Origin of the sequence: Bacillus sp. JH7 (assembly GCF_001563515.1) — a bacterium.
In the GTDB taxonomy this organism is placed as follows: Bacteria; Bacillota; Bacilli; order Bacillales; family Bacillaceae_G; genus Bacillus_A; species Bacillus_A cereus.
This window is the reverse complement of record NZ_LPUS01000001.1, coordinates 920262-939168: the sequence shown is the minus strand read 5'-3', so window position 1 is coordinate 939168 and position 18907 is coordinate 920262. Positions and strand designations below refer to the sequence as shown.

The following is an 18907-nucleotide window of genomic DNA, read 5'->3' as shown; positions in this document are numbered from 1 at the left end:
TAGGATAAAAGTTCATCACTACCCACGAATTACGCGAATTGCTTCACCGCGGTCTTTTTGATTGTATACTGCTGACCCAGCTACAAGTACATTTGCTCCTGCTTCCACACAAAGTCTTGCTGTTTCAGCATTTACACCACCATCAACTTCAATTTCCACTTCTAGATTGCGCTCTTTCACCATGTCTGCAACTTGTTTAATTTTCGGTAATACAGAATGGATAAACTTCTGTCCACCAAATCCAGGGTTTACTGTCATAAGTAATACCATATCTATATCTTCTAATACATGCTCAATCACTGAAACTGGCGTATGTGGATTTAATACAACGCCCGCTTTAATACCATGAGATTTAATTAACTGAATTGTACGATGTAGATGCGGACACGCCTCTACGTGAACAGTAATAATATCCGCTCCCGCTTGTGCAAAAGTCGGGATATAGTTATCAGGATTTTCAATCATTAAATGTACATCTAATGGTAATGATGTAATCGGACGGATTGCTTCTACAATTAACGGTCCAATCGTAATATTTGGTACGAAATGTCCATCCATTACGTCAACGTGAATGTAATCCGCTCCGCCCTTTTCTACATCTTTAATCTCTTCCCCTAATTTTGAAAAATCTGCTGATAAAATCGATGGTGCAATTTTAATCATAACTAATACCTCGGCTTTCTCTCTCTAATTTCTTCTACGAATTGTTTATAGTTCTTATAGCGATATTCTGTAATCTTCCCTTCTTCAACCGCAGCTTTCACCGCACATTTCGGTTCAGAAAGATGTGTACACCCTCTAAATTTACAGTATTGGCTCGCTTCTTTCAACTCTGGAAAACAATATGTAAGATCTTCTACTTCTATATCAATGAAATCTAGTGAACTAAAACCCGGTGTATCTGCTACAAGTCCACTCCCAATTGCAATTAATTCTACGTGTCTTGTCGTATGCTTCCCGCGTCCTAAATGGGAGGAAATATCATTTGTTTTCAGCTCTAATTCTGGACGTAGCACATTAAGCATTGAAGATTTCCCAACACCAGATTGACCCGCAACGACAGAAACACAATTTTCTAAGTATGGTTTTAATATATCAATACTTTCTGACGTATTAATAGAAGTAAATAAAACATCATAACCCATCTCACGATAATCATTCGCATAAGCTTCAACAGTTGCTTTCATCTTTTCATCTACTAAATCCATCTTGCTAATACAAATAATTGGCTTAATGTTATGATATTCAATCAGCACTAAAAATCGATCTAACAGTCCAGGATTAAAATCTGGTTCTACTGCAGAGAACACAAGGATCGCTTGATCGACATTAGCAATAGGAGGTCTAACAAGTTCATTTTTTCGATCAAACACTTCAAGCACATAACCTTCAGTTGGATTATCTGCCTGAAAAACAACTTGGTCTCCTACAAGTGGTGTAATTTTATTTTTTCTAAATACACCTCGCCCACGACATTGCGTAACCCCTTCTTCATGCTGCACGTAATAAAACCCACTTAAAGCTTTTATAATTTTTCCTTCTGGCATAGAATTCTCCTTTTTTGTATAAGGTGATGCTGAATTTAAAAATGAATGGATTTAAATTTTCCAAATAACGATTTCAAAACCTACCATATATACTTTCGCTAATATACATTGAATTTCCCATTAAATGCAAAAAAATATTTACAGCTGCATCACTTTACTAGCTTTTTGAATCATATATTTTTGCCTGCTATACCGTCCACTTTGTAGACAGCATAACAGGCAATAATAATAAGTAGACTTTCACTATTATTGAGTTGGATATGGTACTTCTTTATCAATAATCGTTACTCCATCCCGTACAATTTTATAGTGTCCCTTTGAACCTTCTTGAATTACAAATTCTAAAGAAATAGTCGCTGATTCAGTAATTGTTCTCGTTTCAACCGGTCTATCCATTTTTTGCTGCATGTCTTCTTTATAAATTTCTATTGTTTGCGGCTTTTTTTCACCTGTTACAGCAGGCTCATATGGGATAGAGATATTGTCCACTTTTACCGTTTTAGTCACTTTAGGCTTTTGACCATCAGAGATAATAATAGTTACTTTATCTCCCTCTTTTAATGGTGTACCTGGTTTTGGAAATTGCGAAATTACAAGTCCTTTTTCGACTGTATCTGAATACTCTCGTTTTATATCTGACGTTAGTTTTCTCTCATTCAAATAACCAGTTACACTATTTTCAGTCCACCCCGAAAAGTCACCTGGTCTAATTTGATAAGGCCCTTTACTTACCCAGATTTTCAGTTCTTGCTCCGCTTCTATAACCATCTGATCAGGCGTCGGAATTTGTTCTACAATTTCACCTTTCGGCTTATCATTTTCAATATAATTTACCGTAACTTGTTTATATTTTTCTTCTAACTCAGCTTTTACACTCTCAAAGTTTTGACCTGTGAAATTTGCCATCTTACTTTTCTTTTTTCCACCTGATTGATAGATAGTAATTTTAGCGTTTTCTTTTACGACTCTTCCTGCTACAGGGTCCGTTTTTATTACATCCCCAACTTCAACATCATCTGTATATACAATATTAGGCTCCGTCACCTCAAAGCCCTTTTCTACTAATGTATTTACAGCTGTCGTGTATTTCATACCAGCCACATCAGGAACTTTCACATCTTTCGGAATAAATAATCCTGGAATAACCGTAAGTGCTAATGTTATTCCTATTGCTAAAAATAAAAATGTTGAAATTAAAACTTTAAGCCACTTGTTACTCCGTTTTTTCTTCTTATCTAACTCAGCTGCTTCTGCTCTTATCGGTTCTTCCACCTTACTCCCTTTTAAAACAATCGTTTCATCACTTACATTTTCAAATAATTGTTCTTGTTGAATAATCGGAATCGCTTTCGTCGCTTCCATATCTTCCGGTATGTAAAATGGTTGCTCATTTATCCTCTCTGGATATAGCGCAGTTTCAATATCTCGCTTCATCGCATTGGCAGATTGATATCGGTGAAACGGATCTTTTGCAGTTGCCTTTAATATAATATTTTCAACACTTTGCGGAATATTTTCATTCCATCTTTTTGGTGATGGGATTTCACTTTGTAAATGTTTTAAAGCTATAGCAACAGCAGATTCGCCAGAAAACGGTTGTCTTCCTGTTAACAATTCAAACATAACTATTCCAAGAGAATAGATATCTGATTGTTTATTTGCTATCCCGCCACGTGCCTGTTCTGGTGATAAATAATGGACTGAACCGAGCACTGAATTTGTATGTGTAATTGTTGTTGCACTTGTAGCTGTCGCAATTCCAAAATCTGTTACTTTTATTATTCCATCAGCTCGAATTAAAATATTGTGCGGCTTTATATCACGATGCACAATTTCAAAATGATGGGCATGTGCCATAGCGGATGTTAACTGCTCCATAATATCAAGAGCTTCTCCTATAGGTAACATCCCTCGCTCAATTATGTATTGCTTCAATGTTTGCCCTGGTACATATTCCATGACAAGATAGTATATACCATCTTCTTCTCCGACATCATACATATTCACAATATTTGGATGCGACAACGTTGTAACAGACTGCGCTTCTCGATGGAAACGTTTAATAAACTCTTCGTTATTTGAGTAGTCGAGTCTTAATATTTTTACCGCTACATCTCGGCCAAGTATATCATCATGAGCTAAATATACATTGGCCATTCCGCCACCACCAATCATTTTCAGCAGCTTATAACGGTCATTTAAGCGTTTTCCAATCAGCACGTTGCACTTCACCTACTTTCGTTTGTCGAACCCGCATAATCAATAAGAACAAGTGTGATATTATCTTCTCCACCGCGATCATTTGCCAATTGAATGAGACACTGCCCTTTACCTTCAAGCTGTTCATTTAACTGTAAAATTTGTCGCATATCATCAATAGAAACTTTGTTTGATAACCCATCAGAGCAAAGAAGTAATTGATCATCTTCCTCAACCACCAACGTTTTAACATCTAACCCAACTTTTTCTTCTGTTCCTAATGCTCTTAATAACACATTCTTTTTCGGATGATACTCTGCGTCTTCCTTTGAAATTTCACCATGTTTCACAAGCTCATTTACAAGTGAATGATCTTCCGTTACTAGCGTCATTTCTCCTTCTGATACCATATAGCAACGACTATCTCCTATATGCCCTATTGTCACAAAGCTTGGTGTACAAACAGCTATTATAAGCGTTGTTCCCATACCATTACATTCTGCATTTTGCTGAGCGTATTCATATATACGCTCATTAATAATCCCAACACTAGTATGTAACCATTGTTCTACTTTTTTCGGCTCATTCATATTATGTGTTTGCTTCCAATAATCATGGAATAATTGAATGGCCATCGAGCTAGCTACATCACCAGCTCGATGACCTCCCATTCCATCTGCTACTACCGCTAATACATTTCCATCTAAATTGTGAAAAACTCCTGCACTATCTTCATTATGTTGACGAACTTTTCCTTTATCCGATAGAAATACGGCTTTCATCTCGTCACCTCGTCTCTTCTTTGCGCTCCTTCGCACGCAACTGACCGCAGGCTGCATCAATATCATGACCTTGTTCACGGCGAATCGTTACATTCACTCCACGATCTTTTAACGTTTTCTCGAACAAGAAAATTTGTTCACGTGGCGTACGTACATAATCACGTTCAGGTACGTAGTTTACCGGAATCAAGTTCACATGACATTTTACACCTTTTAAGAGCGCAGCAAGCTCTTCAGCATGCTCTACTTGGTCATTTTCTCCTCCAAATAATCCATATTCAAAAGTAATACGACGCCCTGTTCTATTTACATAGTATTTAATAGCTTCCATTAAATCTGGTAATTTATAAGCACGGTTAATCGGCATTAATTTTGAACGTAATTCTGAGTTTGGAGCATGCAATGAAATCGCAAAATTAATTTGTAGATCTTCTTCAGCAAACTTATAAATTTTCGGGATAATTCCACTCGTCGAAACAGTCATATGTCTCGCACCAATATGAAGTCCTTTTTCATGGTTAATGATGCGTAAGAATCCCATTAAATTATCATAGTTATCAAATGGTTCTCCAATCCCCATAACAACAAGAGAACTTACACGTTCTTCTGTTTCATCAAGCGCGCGCTGAACTTCTACTACTTGCGCTACGATTTCTCCAGCTTCTAGGTTTCGCTTTAATCCACCAAGTGTCGAAGCACAGAACGTACACCCAATACGACAACCAACTTGCGTTGTTACACAAATGGAATTTCCATATTCGTGTCGCATTAATACCGTTTCAATAGAATATCCGTCATATAATTGGAATAAGAATTTAATTGTTCCATCCGAAGACGTTTGTTTTACTAACGTGTTTAAAGTAGTAATATCAAAGGAATTCGACAATTTATCACGCAATCCTTTAGAAAGGTTTGACATATCCTCATAATTTTTTACACGTTTTTTATATAACCAATCAAAAATTTGTCCAGCACGGAACTTCGGTTCTCCTTGTTCCTTTAACCAATCTTGCATTTCATGAAGTTGTAAAGAGTAAATTGATGGTTTCTTCGTTTCTAAATTTTTCTTTTGTTTTCTTACAGTCGTTTCCATGATGCTACACCTTCTTCCTTAAACAAGCAATATAAAAGCCATCCGTCGCAAAATAATGCGGTAAAATTTGTACTTGACCTTCATCAATATACGGAGTTAATTTTTCTGGCATACGCTCTTTAAGCGTAGTATCCCATTCAAATTCAGGATGTTCTTGTAAAAATTTCTCTATTACTTGTTCATTTTCTATTTTCTCAATTGTGCACGTACTATAAACAAGACGACCGCCTTGTTTTAATAATGGTGCTATTTTTTCTAGTATTGCAATTTGAATCGTCGATAATCTTTCACTATCACCTTTATCTTTTCCTAACTTAATATCAGGTTTACGTCTAATTACACCAAATCCAGAACACGGTGCATCTACCAATATTTTATCAAACGTTTCATTTGCAAAGTGCTCTTGCACTTTTCTAGCATCTAGCGCTTTTGTTTCGACATTTTCTAGACCAAGTCGCTCTGCTTGCTGTTTAATTAAACGTACTTTGTGTGCATGTAAATCAAGGGACATGACCTTACCAGTTCCCTTTAATCGTTCCGCGATATGCGCTGTTTTTCCGCCTGGAGCAGCACAACTATCAAGAACTGCATCTCCCGTATTCGGTTCTAAAGCGCGTGCTACAAGCATAGAACTTTCATCTTGAATAGAAAGAAATCCTTTTTTAAACGCTTCTGTATGCGCTACATTTCCTCTTTCAATCTGAATTGCATCATCTGACAAGTCACCACGTTTTGCTTCTATACCTTCACTTGCCAACAACTCAATCGCTTCTTCTACCGTTACCTTATCAACATTCACACGTGCTGTTGGTACAGGTGGTAACATGTTTACTTCGCACATTTTCTCTGCAGTTTCTAAGCCATATGCAGAAGTCCACTCTTGTACAAGCCAAACTGGATGACTCGTCGCAATTGCAAGACGTTCTACTGGATCCTTGATTTCATCTACAGAAGGTACACCTTCTCTCTGAATCGAACGTAATACACCGTTCACCATACCAGCAATTCCTTTATGCCCGCGACGCTTTGCAATCTCAACCGCTTCATGAATAGCCGCTCTTTCTGGCACTCGGTCTAAATAAATCATTTGATATAAAGATAAGCGAAGCAATACTCTTACCCACGCCTCAACCTTCTTTTTTAAAAAAGGCTGTAAATAATAATCTAATGTGTCACGACGTTGAATCGTTCCATATACAATTTCAGTTAATAAACCAATATCTTTTCTATCAATTGTACTTTTTTCAATTAGATTATTTAAAAGTAAGTTGCTATATGCACCACTTTTTTCCACTTGAATTAAACCATCAAGAGCTAATTCACGAACATTTTGTCTCATGCATTTTCTCCTAACTTCGTTCCAATTTCAGGTTTTGTTCCACGTAAAAATTGTGAACAACTCATACGCTTTTTACCAGAAGGTTGCAATTCAGTAATTTTAACACCTGTTTCATTACTAGTTGCTACAACAAAACCATCTTCTTCGATTGCAACAATCGTACCTGCTTCAGCCGGTTCAGTTACAGGCACTTTTTCTCCCCACCATACTTTAACAACTTGTCCTGCTAAAGTTGTATAAGCAACTGGCCATGGATTCAATCCGCGAATGTGATTGTATACTTCTTCACCTGTTTTTGTCCAATCAATTTTCTCTTGCTCACGTTTTATATTGTACGCAAACGTTACTTCTTCTTCGTTTTGTTTAATCGGTTCTAACTTACCTTGGATTAATAAAGGTACTGTTTTAGATAGAAGGTGTGCTCCTGCTTCACTTAATTTATCAAATAATGAGCCTGTCGTTTCACGCTCTTCAATTTCAACTTCCACTTGCGTTAAGATATCACCAGCATCCAATTTTTCTACCATATACATAATTGTAATACCTGTTTTTTCTTTACCTTCCATAATTGCATAATGAATTGGTGCACCACCACGAAGTTCAGGAAGTAAAGAAGCGTGAACATTAATACATCCATACTTCGGTGCTTCTAAAATTTCATTTGGTACAATCTGCCCAAATGCAGCTGTTACAATTAAATCTGGCTCTAATGCCAATACTTTTTCATATTCATCTTTTTCACGAATTTTTAACGGCTGTAACACAGGGATACCATGTTTTTCCGCTTCAACTTTAACAGGTGTAGGTGTTAATACTTTTTTTCTACCTACTGGACGATCAGGTTGCGTCACAACACCTACTACCTCATAGCCATCTTCAATAAGACGACGAAGCACCGGCACTGAAAAGTCCGGTGTTCCCATAAACACTACTTTTATCATTTAAAAACCGCTCCTTTTAACACCTATTCTAGTTCGTTTTCTTCATAATATCTTGTCACTTTCGATGTAAATAAAACACCGTGTAAATGATCGATTTCATGTTGAATTGCACGCGCTAAAAATCCTTCCGCTTCTAATAAGAATACTTTCCCACGGCGATTTTGTGCTCTTACTTTAATATAATCGGCACGTTCTACTTCACCATAAAGTCCCGGGAAGCTTAAACAGCCTTCGGGACCTACTTGTTCACCACGTTTTTCTAATATTGATGGATTGATTAACTCGATTTTCCCAGTATCATCATCGACATCAACAACCGCTACTTGCAAGCTTACACCTACTTGAGGCGCAGCTAAACCGACTCCGTCCGCAATTAACATTGTTTCATGCATATCTTTCAACAATTTCACTAACTTTTTATCAAAGTTAATTACTCTTTCGCATGGTGTTTCTAACACTTCATTTGGATGCTTTATTATTTCTAAAACTGCCATATTTCCCTCCGCTACATTAACATTGTTGGATTAAAATCAATTGAGATTTGTAGCTCTTTTTGCATTTCTGCTTGATAATGTTCATTTACCATTTTGAGCACGTTCTTTAAGTTTGGTTCCCGTTTGTATTTTATCATGCATTGATAACGATATCTATCTTTTATCCTTGGAATCGCTGAAGCAACTGGTCCTAGCACCATTGTTTGCTGTGAGCAATGCGTTCGTAAATACGAGGCAATTTTTTCCGTCACTTGTACCGCTTTTAATAATTCAGGATGAGATACAGTTACGAGTACAACATAGTAATATGGGGGATATTGTCTTGTTCGTCTCATTTGCATTTCTTGGTCAAAAAACACATCATATTGTTGGTTCTTCGCTAACTCTATACTGTAATGTTCTGGCGTATACGTTTGAATCACAACTTCCCCTGGCAATTCATGTCTACCCGCTCGTCCACTTACTTGCGTCAATAGCTGATATGTCTTTTCACTCGCCCGAAAATCAGGTAAGTGAAGCATCGTATCTGCAGTTAACACCCCAACAAGCGTTACTTTCGGAAAATCTAATCCTTTAGCAATCATTTGTGTTCCGAGTAATATATCTGCTTTTTCTTCCCCGAACGCCTTTAATAATTTTTCATGCATTCCTTTTCGACTTGTCGTATCTACATCCATTCGAATGACTCGTGCCTCTGGAAATAGTTTTGTAATTTCTTCTTCTACCTTTTGTGTACCTGTACCAAAGAAACGAATGTATGTACTTTGACAAGCTGGACACTCAGTTGGCATATTCTCTTCGTAACTACAATAATGACATTTTAAACGATGATTCATTTTATGATATGTCAATGAAATATCACAATGCGGACATTGAACAACATACCCACAATCACGGCACATAACAAATGTAGAATGACCTCTTCTATTTAAAAAGAGTACCATTTGTTCTTTCTTTTCTAATCGATCTGCTATTTTTTCATGCAGCGCCTTAGAAAACATTGATCGATTCCCGTCACGAAGTTCTTCTCGCATGTCAACAATCTCTACCGTTGGTAAAGCTTGTTCATTCATACGTTTTTCCATTGTTAATAGTTCATAAACACCTTTTTTCGCCCTTGCAAACGATTCAAGTGTTGGTGTCGCACTACCAAGAACGATAGGACATTTATGATATTGTCCTCTCCAGACAGCTACATCTCTTGCATGATACCTCGGATTATCTTCTTGTTTGTAACTTGATTCATGCTCTTCATCAATAATAATAATCCCTAAATTCTCAAAAGGCGCAAAAACAGCTGAACGCGCACCAACTACAACTTTCACTTCTTTTCTTAAAATCTTACGCCACTCGTCATACTTTTCTCCAACAGACAACGCACTATGAAGAACTGCAACTTGTGAGCCAAACCTACCTTTAAAACGATCCACCATTTGGGGCGTTAGTGCAATTTCAGGAACAAGAACGATAGCTTCTTTTCCTTTCTTGAGCACTGCTGCTATAGATTGTAAATATACTTCTGTCTTTCCACTTCCTGTAACACCATATAGTAAAAATGGATTATAAGTTTCATTTGTAATTGATGATAAAATCGGTGTAATAACTTGTTTTTGTTCCTCCGTAAGCGGAAATGGTTTTGTTTGTTCAAAATCATCATCGTCATACGGATTTCGGTATACTTCCACATACTTTTCTGAAATGAATCCCTTTTTAACAAGTGCTTTTATTGGAGCATCTGTTATTTGTAACTCTTCTGTAATTACTTTCAACGGTGCACTTTTATAATTTTCCACAAAATAATAAAGTACATCTTGTTGTTTTTTACTTTTCAGTTCAAATGCCGCTAATTCCAATTTATCTTCTGGCAACTCCGGCTGAACCACTCTTTGCTTCTTCTTTTGTACTTTATCTTTCACTTGATAAACGACTTCAACCGTACCATTTTTAATTTCTTGTTGAATAGTTCGGTATAAATGTGGCTGTTGCTCGATTACTTCAAAATCAATTGCTTCTTTATCCTGAAATAAATATAGTATTTCAGGTGCTATTTCTTCCTGTTTACAAAGTTGTAGACGTTTTTTATACGTTGCTTTTATCGCAGTTGGAAGCATCACTTGAAAAGCTGAAATCATGTAGCATAACGTTTCACTTGTAAGCCAATATCCAAGCTTTAATAATTCATCATTTAAAACCGGTGTTACATCTAATATTTCATGGATTGTCTTTAACTTCTTACTTTCTACATCCACCGAATCTTTAATCCCAATAATAAAACCTTGCAATTTTCTTGGGCCAAACGGAACTACTACACGCATTCCTGTCTGTACAATATCTTCCCATTTTTTAGGGATAATGTAATCAAATGGTCGATCTGTCTGACGAGCAGGTACATCAACAATTACACTTGCAAATTTCATAAACGATCATCTTCTAACATCATTTCAATTTGCTTCAATATTTCACGAGCTACCTCTTTTTTCATTAAAAGTGGCAACTCAATAACTTTTCCATCTTTTCTATACATTGTTACAATATTCGTATCCGTGCCAAATCCAGCTCCTTGCGCTTTTACATCATTCGCGACAATCATATCTGCATTTTTCTCACGTAGTTTTTTCGTTGCATATTCCTCTACATTTGTCGTTTCAGCAGCAAAACCGATAAGTAACTGTTTATCCTTTTTCTGACCTAACGTTTTTAAAATATCCACCGTTCTTTCAAGTTCAATGACAGCATCACCATTTTGCTTTTTCATTTTATTCTCATGAACATATTTCGGACGATAATCTGCAACTGCTGCTGTTTTAATGACAACGTCTACGTTTTTATAATGTTGAAGAACCACTTCTAACATATCTTGTGCAGATTCCACTTGCACTGTCGTTACATGTAACGGTGGATTTAATGCTGTCGGTCCTGAAACGAGTATAACATCAGCGCCTAAATTCGCTGCCACTTCCGCAATCGCATACCCCATTTTTCCAGAAGAAAAATTTGTCATAAAACGAACTGGATCAACCTTTTCACGTGTTGGGCCAGCAGTTATTAATATTCTTTTTCCCTGCAATGGTTTGTGTTCTGAGAAAGCTTCCTCTAACCGTGCAATAATTGCTTCAGGTTCTTCTAGTCGTCCCTTCGCTACATATCCACATGCTAAAAAGCCTTCCCCAGGCTCAATAAATGTATATCCTAGCGTTTTCAATGTCATCATATTTTTTTGAACTATTTTATTTTCATACATATGCACATTCATAGCAGGCGCAATCCATACCGGAGCTGTAGTAGCTAACAAAGTAGTTGTAATCATATCATCTGCAATACCACCAGCTAACTTTCCAATACAATTGGCAGTAGCAGGTGCGACAAGTACAACATCCGCCCAATCTGCTAAATCAATATGAGCAATAACAGCTGAGTCTTTCTCATCAAATGTATCCGTATATACATCATGGCGAGAAAGCGCTTGGAATGTAAGAGGCGTAACAAACTTCATTGCCGACTCACTCATCATTACTTTTACAATCGCGCCAGATTGTGTCAATTTACTCGTTAACGCAGCTGCTTTAAAAACCGCAATGCCTCCTGTTACACATAGAAGTATCTTTTTCCCTTTTAGCATATGACTCGTCCTCTTTCTTTTTCAAACTTATAATACTGAAATAGAATTCTCAGCTCGTCAGTACCAATATTTCATTCCTTTCGTAAAAAAATAACAACCTACTTGTAAATAGGTTGTTACCGTTACATAGAAAATTATAAAGTCTATGTTTTATTTTGTCGAAGGCAAAGGCTTATTCAGCTACTTTATCTTCACTTGGTACGTAGCTTAATGCTTCTGCATCGATTTCTTCTAATGCTTTACCTACACATTTATGAGAAACAGGTTTTTCTACAACACAGTTATTAGCAAGTTGCATTTCACGCGCGCGTTTTGCAGCTACTGTTACTAATGTGTACTTAGAATCGATTTTTTGTAGTAATGAGTCAATTGATGGATTTAACATAATTATAGACCCTCCGTCATTTCTTTATAATATTTTGCTACCCTTTCGCGGCGGCAATGTTCGCCAACCACAATTGCTTTAATTCTATCACAAGCTAATTCAACTTGATCGTTTTCTACTACATAGTCGTAAGCGTCCATCATCTCGATTTCTTCTTTCGCTACAGTTAAACGATTTTCAATAACATCTTCAGTCTCTGTACCACGTCCGACAATACGGCTTTTTAGTTCAGATAAACTTGGAGGTGCTAAGAAAATAAATACACCTTCTGGGAAAGCTTTCTTAACTTGAATTGCTCCTTGCACTTCAATTTCTAAGAATACATCTTTTCCTTCTTGTAATGTTTTTTCAACATAGTCAATCGGTGTTCCGTAATAATTACCTACGAACTCAGCCCACTCAAGTAATTTTTCATTACGAATCATTTCCTCGAATTCTTCTCTTTCTTTAAAGAAATAATCCACACCATCTACTTCACCTTCACGCGGCTTACGTGTCGTTACTGAAATAGAGTACTGAAAACGTGTATCCTCATGGCTAAACAGCTCTTTACGAACCGTCCCTTTTCCAACCCCAGAAGGCCCTGAAAGAACGATGAGCAATCCTCTTCTACTTCTCATAAATATGTAAAACCTACCCTTCCTCACTTAAATCTTCTTTATTATTCAAACGATGTGCAATCGTCTCTGGTTGAATTGGACTTAATACAACATGCCCATCATCCATAACAATAACCGCCCTTGTTTTTCTCCCATACGTAGCATCAAGCAAAGCATTATGTTCGCGTGCTTCCTGTACTGTTCGTTTAATAGGAGCTGACTCCGGACTTACAATAGCAATAATTCGATGAGCAGATACAATATTTCCGTATCCAATATTTAAAAACCGCATGGCCATAGTTTGCGCCTCCTAGTAAGTCTATCCGATTTCTCCACCACGTATAACTTTATATATTTTTTGAAAGCTACTCAATATTTTGTACTTGTTCACGAATTTTTTCAAGGTTATTTTTCATTTCTACAACATATTTTGAAATTGTTAAGTCATTTGCCTTAGAACCAATCGTATTAATTTCTCTATGCATCTCTTGCACGATGAAATCCATTTTCCTTCCAACAGGCTCTTCAATCTGCAATGTTTCACGAAATTGCTCTAAATGACTTTGCAAACGAACTAACTCTTCATGAATATCACAACGCTCTGCAAAGATTGCGACTTCTGTTAGCAATCTTTGTTCATCTAGATCTTGATTATGTAATTCTTTTAAGCGATTTTCTAATCGTTCACGATATTTTTGTGTAACAATTGGTGCATGTGGAATAATTGCATTTACACAATTGCTAATCTCTTGTAAACGATACGCTATATCTTTATGTAATCGTTCTCCTTCGCCATCTCTCATCGTTTTCAACATATGAGCAGCTTGACGAACAGCCTCATATAAACTGTTCTCAAAATGTTCATTTACATTTTCTATTTCTTCAATTGCTGTTACTTCTGGCATTGCCATTAATTGCTGAAGTGTAATAGAATCTTGTAATTGAAATTTCCCTTTTATATCTTCCATCATCGATTGGTACTGCTCAAGAAGTGACCAATTCACACTTAATTTTCTTTCAACAAGTCCTTCACCCGCTATACTAATAGACACTTCAATGCGTCCACGTCGAACTTGCTGTGCAATTATTTTACGAATTTTGTCCTCAAATACCATCATTTGCTTAGGAAGTCGAATACTCATCTCTAAAAAACGGTGGTTCACCGATTTCATTTCTACTGTAATTTGAAAAGTATCACTTTCTACTTTCGATCTTCCAAACCCTGTCATACTAGAAATCATTTTTATCACATCCAAGCCATAAAATAACTCAATGAAAAAGGTAATAGAGACAAGGCTCTACTACCTTCTGTAAATTATATCACATTTTCATAACATTGACTATTTCAAGTTTAATCCCTTCTTATATAATATCGGCTTTTTCTTCTTAGTCTTTTTCCCTGTTAATAAAGAACCTACTAGTAAGAAAGTCGGAATTGATGATAAACCTCCAATTAATAACCAATCTCTTGCTTGTATCGGCATTGTGCTAAAGATTGGTTGTAACGGTGGATAATATATAACCACTAGCATGAGTAGTAACGAAATAATAACCGCCCCTACTAAATACACGTTCCCAAATGGATTACGGTGAAAGACAGAATGCTCACTACGACAATCAAATACATGAATAAGCTGAGCAAGTACCAACGTCGCGAACGCTACAGTTTGTGCATATTTCAGTTCATTTGGATGTTGGTTATACGCAATAATAAACGCCACTAACGTCACTGCTCCAATTAAAAACCCTCGACTTATTATTTTCCACGCAAGCCCTCTAGCGAATACCCCTTCTTTCGGGTGACGCGGTGTTCTCTTCATCACATCTCCTTCAGCCTTATCCAAACCTAATGCCATCGCTGGTAAACCATCAGTAACTAAGTTCACCCATAAAATTTGAATAGGAACCATCGGCAGTGGTAATGCAAGTAACATCGCAAATAACATAACTAAAATTTCTCCAACATTTGACGCCAATAAGTAGCGAATGAACTTACGTATGTTCTCATATATATTTCTTCCTTCTTTAATTGCTGATTTAATTGTAGCAAAATTATCGTCTAGTAAAACAAGTGAAGAGGCTTCTTTCGCAACATCTGTCCCTGTAATTCCCATCGCTATCCCAATATCCGCTGTTTTTATCGCTGGAGCATCGTTCACTCCATCACCTGTCATCGCTACTATATGTCCTTGATTTTGCAGTGCCTTAACAATTTTCAATTTATGCTCAGGTGATACACGAGCGAATACATACGTATCTTCTACAACATTTTCTAATTCCTCCACATCCATATTCGCGAGTTCTACTCCTTCAACAACGCGTCCATCTGGTGGTAAAACTCCTAATTGTTCAGCAATCGCCATTGCTGTCACTTTATGATCACCTGTAATCATTACTGTTCGAATACCAGCTTCTTTACACTCTTTTACCGCCTGCGCCACTTCTGGCCTTGGCGGGTCAATCATACCTTGTATTCCAACCAACATAAAATCTTTTTCAACGTCTCTTTCATGTTCAATAGAATCCGTGACTTTTAAAGGTTTAAACGCAACTGCAATTGTTCGAAGCGCTTGACTACCTAAGCTATGAATAGCCGCCTGTACTTCTTTTCTATATAGCTCACTTAACGGCTGCTGCTTATCCCCCCATAAGATTGTTTGACTCAGTTGCAAAAGAACATCCGGTGCTCCTTTCGTAACAATAAACTTTTTCCCCTCTCGATCTCGTACAATAACACTCATCATTTTTCGAGTTGAATCAAAGGGGAATTCACGAATAATTTCAAATTTCCCTTTTAATGCCTCACGTGTTATCCCAGCTTTCATTGCTGCAGCTACAAGCGCTCCCTCTGTCGGATCTCCATCTAATACGTACGCCTTTTTCTTTTGAATAATATTTGCATTGTTACATAGTGAACCAAATGTAAGTAGCTGATAAAGTGATTTTGTCTTAGCTGGATTCACTTCTTTTTCACCTTTCATAAAAGAGCCATTAGGTTCATATCCTTGCCCTGTCACTTTCCACAATTCTCCGCCTGACCACATATGTGTTACCATCATTTTGTTTTGCGTCATTGTTCCCGTTTTATCAGAGCATATAACAGAAGCGCAGCCTAACGTTTCTACGGCCGGTAACTTCCTTACAATTGCTCTCTTTTTTATCATACGCTGTACACCAAGTGATAAAGCTACTGTAACAATTGCTGGCAATCCTTCTGGAATAGCCGCAACAGCTAGCGATACGCCAGCTAAAAACATATGATATACTTCATTCCCTTGATACACACCAGCCAATACAACGAGCGCTGTCAAAATAAGAGCTACAATAATTAATATTTTTCCGAGCTGTTCTAACCTTCTTTGCAGTGGTGTTTCCATTTGCTCTGCATTTTGCAACATATTTGCAATTTGCCCCATCGCTGTATTCATACCAGTTGCTACAACGACTCCTGTACCAGATCCTCGCGTAATCATTGTCCCCATAAAAGCCATATTTTTTTGATCCCCAATTGCAACATCTTGCCCTTGCAATGCTTCTACCTTCTTTTGTACAGGTACGGACTCCCCTGTCAAAGCAGACTCTTCAATATATAAACTTGATGCCTCAACAAGACGCACATCAGCCCCAATACGATCACCACTGGAAAACTTAATAATATCACCTAAAACAAGTGCTTTAGATGGTGCTTTTACCCACTTTCCATTCCGCATTACAGTAACTTGCGGAGCGGCTAGTTCCTTTAAAGCTTCCAATGATTTTTCAGCTTTTCTTTCTTGAAAAAAGCCGAGAATACCATTGATAATAACAATGGCAACAATAGCAATAGAATCAATGTATTCACCTAAAAACGCAGAAACAATTGTTGCTCCAAACAAAACGAGTACCATGAAATCTTTAAACTGTGCTAAAAATACCATTAGTGCAGAAGGCCTTTTTGCTTCTTCTAATTCATTAGTACCAAATTTCTTTACTCGCCCTTCTGCTTCTTTCTCTGTAAGTCCAACCTTTACATTCGTATTCGTTCTTTCTTCCACTTCATGTGCTCGCATTCCATACCAGTTCATCCTGCTATCGACCTCCTGATTCCAGACATACTCTATTGAAAGCTTATTCAGCCTCGTCCAAAAAAATGCTATAATTAACATTTAGTTAGAAAGGAGTGTTCATTTATGGCATTCGATGGATTATTTACAAGAGCGATTACACATGAAATTGAAAATTCTCTTTACACAGGAAGAATTTCCAAAATATATCAACCTTCAAAATACGAGATTTTATTACATATTCGAGCGAATGGAAAGAACCAAAAACTAATTCTTTCATCTCATCCTACATATGCGCGTATGCACTTAACGAATCAAAACTACGATTCGCCAGCAATACCGCCGATGTTCTGTATGCTTCTTCGCAAACATTTAGAAGGTGGATTTATTGAAAAAATTGAACAAATCGACTTAGAACGCATTATTCAAATTACTGTTCGCAGTCGTAATGAAATCGGAGACGAATCATTAAAAACATTAGTAATTGAAATAATGGGACGACATAGTAACATTATCTTATTAGATACGAAAACAAACGTGATTTTAGATAGCTTAAAACACGTTTCATTAGCCGTAAACCGTCACCGAACTGTATATGCTGGTGCTGAGTACGTCGCGCCACCAGCCCAACATAAAATCAATCCTCTGCAAATTGAAACCGCAGATGATTTTATTAGACCGCTAGACTTTCTATCTGGAAATATGGATAAACAACTGGTCGGTGCTTTCATGGGAATATCCCCATTATTTGCAAAAGAAATAGTAAAGAAAGCCGGTATGGTAAACGAGAAAGCATTATCAGAAGCATTTTTCTCTATACAAACACCATTACTATCTCATGCATATACACCTACAATGATTACTGCAAATGGAAAAGAATTCTTTTATCTTTTCCCTCTTACACACTTGCAAGGAGAAGAAAAAACATTCTCATCAGTAAGCGAATTGTTAGATCGTTTCTTCTTTGGCAAAGCAGAACGTGATCGTGTAAAACAACAAGCTCATGATTTAGAACGCTTTATGCAAAACGAAAAAAATAAAAACGAGAAAAAACTCATTAAACTCCAAAAAACACTGCAAGATGCTGGAAAAGCAGATAAATATCAACTATTTGGAGAGCTACTTACAGCCAATATGTACGCTTTAAAAAAGGGCGATAAAGATATTGAGGTCGTTAATTATTACGATGAGAATGGTGGAACTGTAAAAATTACATTAGATCCTTTAAAAACACCATCTGAAAATGCACAACGCTATTTCCAAAAGTATCAAAAAGCAAAAAATTCAGTTGTTGTTGTAGAAGAACAAATCGAAAAAACAAATGAAGAAATTCTTTATTTTGATAGCTTACTTCAACAAATGGAAGCTGCTTCTTCAAAAGATATTGAAGAAATTCGTGAGGAATTAGCTGAAGAAGGTTATGTGCGCAATCGTAAAACGAAAAACGCAAAGAAAAAGCCTACTAAACCAGTATTAGATAAATATGTAGCAAGTGATGGCACAGAGATTTTCGTTGGTAAAAACAATAAACAAAATGATTATTTAACAACGAAGTTTGCCCGCCGTGATGAAATTTGGTTACATACGAAAGACATACCTGGCTCTCACGTTGTCATTCGTTCTTTAGAACCTGCTGAAGAAACTTTACTAGAAGCTGCCAAAATTGCTGCCTATTACAGTAAAGCGAAAGAGTCTAGCTCTGTACCTGTTGATTTCACCAAAATACGCCATGTCAAAAAACCGAGTGGTGCAAAACTTGGTTTTGTTACGTACGACAATCAGCAAACCGTATATGTAACACCAGATGCTGATATTGTAATGAAATTAAAAGCGTAAATAAAAAATGCGTTGCTTATAAGCAACGCA

The 18907-nt window shown here is 36.9% G+C and carries 16 protein-coding genes; 1 reads left to right on the top strand and 15 read right to left on the bottom strand.

Annotation, left to right across the window (positions count from 1 at the left end):
- Positions 1 to 18: 18 nt before the first annotated feature.
- The 15 genes from rpe to AU379_RS04980 all read right to left on the bottom strand — a co-directional run bounded on the left by rpe (position 19) and on the right by AU379_RS04980 (position 17062).
- Positions 19 to 663, bottom strand: coding sequence for a ribulose-phosphate 3-epimerase (gene rpe / locus AU379_RS05050; RefSeq protein WP_000589974.1), 645 nt, complete (start codon positions 661 to 663; stop codon positions 19 to 21).
- Positions 664 to 665: 2 nt separating this feature from the next.
- Entirely contained in the window at positions 666 to 1547 is an 882-nt protein-coding gene (rsgA, locus tag AU379_RS05045; RefSeq protein WP_001113932.1) for a ribosome small subunit-dependent GTPase A, read from the bottom strand.
- A gap of 246 nt (positions 1548 to 1793) precedes the next feature.
- Entirely contained in the window at positions 1794 to 3767 is a 1974-nt protein-coding gene (gene pknB / locus AU379_RS05040) for a Stk1 family PASTA domain-containing Ser/Thr kinase (RefSeq protein WP_000904748.1), read from the bottom strand.
- An 8-nt stretch (positions 3768 to 3775) separates the two neighbouring features.
- Positions 3776 to 4528, bottom strand: a complete 753-nt coding sequence (locus tag AU379_RS05035; protein ID WP_061138983.1) for a Stp1/IreP family PP2C-type Ser/Thr phosphatase — start codon at positions 4526 to 4528, stop codon at positions 3776 to 3778.
- A gap of 4 nt (positions 4529 to 4532) precedes the next feature.
- A complete protein-coding gene (gene rlmN, locus AU379_RS05030; protein WP_000450541.1) occupies positions 4533 to 5621 on the bottom strand; it encodes a 23S rRNA (adenine(2503)-C(2))-methyltransferase RlmN in 1089 nt (362 codons plus the stop codon).
- 4 nt (positions 5622 to 5625) lie between these two features.
- Positions 5626 to 6960, bottom strand: a complete 1335-nt coding sequence (gene rsmB, locus AU379_RS05025) for a 16S rRNA (cytosine(967)-C(5))-methyltransferase RsmB (RefSeq protein ID WP_001249682.1) — start codon at positions 6958 to 6960, stop codon at positions 5626 to 5628.
- Positions 6957 to 7901, bottom strand: coding sequence for a methionyl-tRNA formyltransferase (fmt, locus tag AU379_RS05020; protein ID WP_000598805.1), 945 nt, complete (start codon positions 7899 to 7901; stop codon positions 6957 to 6959). Before fmt ends, rsmB begins: the two co-directional genes overlap by 4 nt.
- Positions 7902 to 7924: 23 nt before the next feature.
- Complete coding sequence (gene def / locus AU379_RS05015) at positions 7925 to 8395, bottom strand: peptide deformylase (protein WP_000279455.1); 471 nt, start codon at positions 8393 to 8395, stop codon at positions 7925 to 7927.
- Between the two features lie 11 nt (positions 8396 to 8406).
- The gene (gene priA, locus AU379_RS05010) at positions 8407 to 10812 is read right to left on the bottom strand and encodes a primosomal protein N' (protein WP_000666715.1); all 2406 of its coding nucleotides are present in this window, start codon (positions 10810 to 10812) and stop codon (positions 8407 to 8409) included.
- Positions 10809 to 12014: a bifunctional phosphopantothenoylcysteine decarboxylase/phosphopantothenate--cysteine ligase CoaBC gene (gene coaBC, locus AU379_RS05005; RefSeq protein ID WP_000911751.1), complete on the bottom strand. Its 1206-nt coding sequence runs from the start codon at positions 12012 to 12014 to the stop codon at positions 10809 to 10811. Before coaBC ends, priA begins: the two co-directional genes overlap by 4 nt.
- Before the next feature lie 172 nt (positions 12015 to 12186).
- Entirely contained in the window at positions 12187 to 12399 is a 213-nt protein-coding gene (gene rpoZ, locus AU379_RS05000) for a DNA-directed RNA polymerase subunit omega (RefSeq protein ID WP_000933960.1), read from the bottom strand.
- 2 nt (positions 12400 to 12401) lie between these two features.
- Positions 12402 to 13019, bottom strand: coding sequence for a guanylate kinase (gmk, locus tag AU379_RS04995; protein WP_001257741.1), 618 nt, complete (start codon positions 13017 to 13019; stop codon positions 12402 to 12404).
- A 13-nt stretch (positions 13020 to 13032) separates the two neighbouring features.
- Positions 13033 to 13296: a DUF370 domain-containing protein gene (locus AU379_RS04990; protein WP_001251456.1), complete on the bottom strand. Its 264-nt coding sequence runs from the start codon at positions 13294 to 13296 to the stop codon at positions 13033 to 13035.
- Positions 13297 to 13363: 67 nt separating this feature from the next.
- Positions 13364 to 14239 (bottom strand): YicC/YloC family endoribonuclease, encoded by an 876-nt coding sequence (locus tag AU379_RS04985; protein WP_000625869.1) that lies wholly within the window; start codon positions 14237 to 14239, stop codon positions 13364 to 13366.
- Positions 14240 to 14338: 99 nt separating this feature from the next.
- Entirely contained in the window at positions 14339 to 17062 is a 2724-nt protein-coding gene (locus tag AU379_RS04980; RefSeq protein WP_001104777.1) for a calcium-translocating P-type ATPase, SERCA-type, read from the bottom strand.
- 105 nt (positions 17063 to 17167) lie between these two features.
- Between AU379_RS04980 and AU379_RS04975 the strand changes: the two genes are divergently transcribed.
- On the top strand, positions 17168 to 18877 hold the full coding sequence (locus AU379_RS04975) for an NFACT RNA binding domain-containing protein (RefSeq protein ID WP_000863278.1): 1710 nt from the start codon (positions 17168 to 17170) through the stop codon (positions 18875 to 18877).
- Positions 18878 to 18907: the final 30 nt, after the last annotated feature.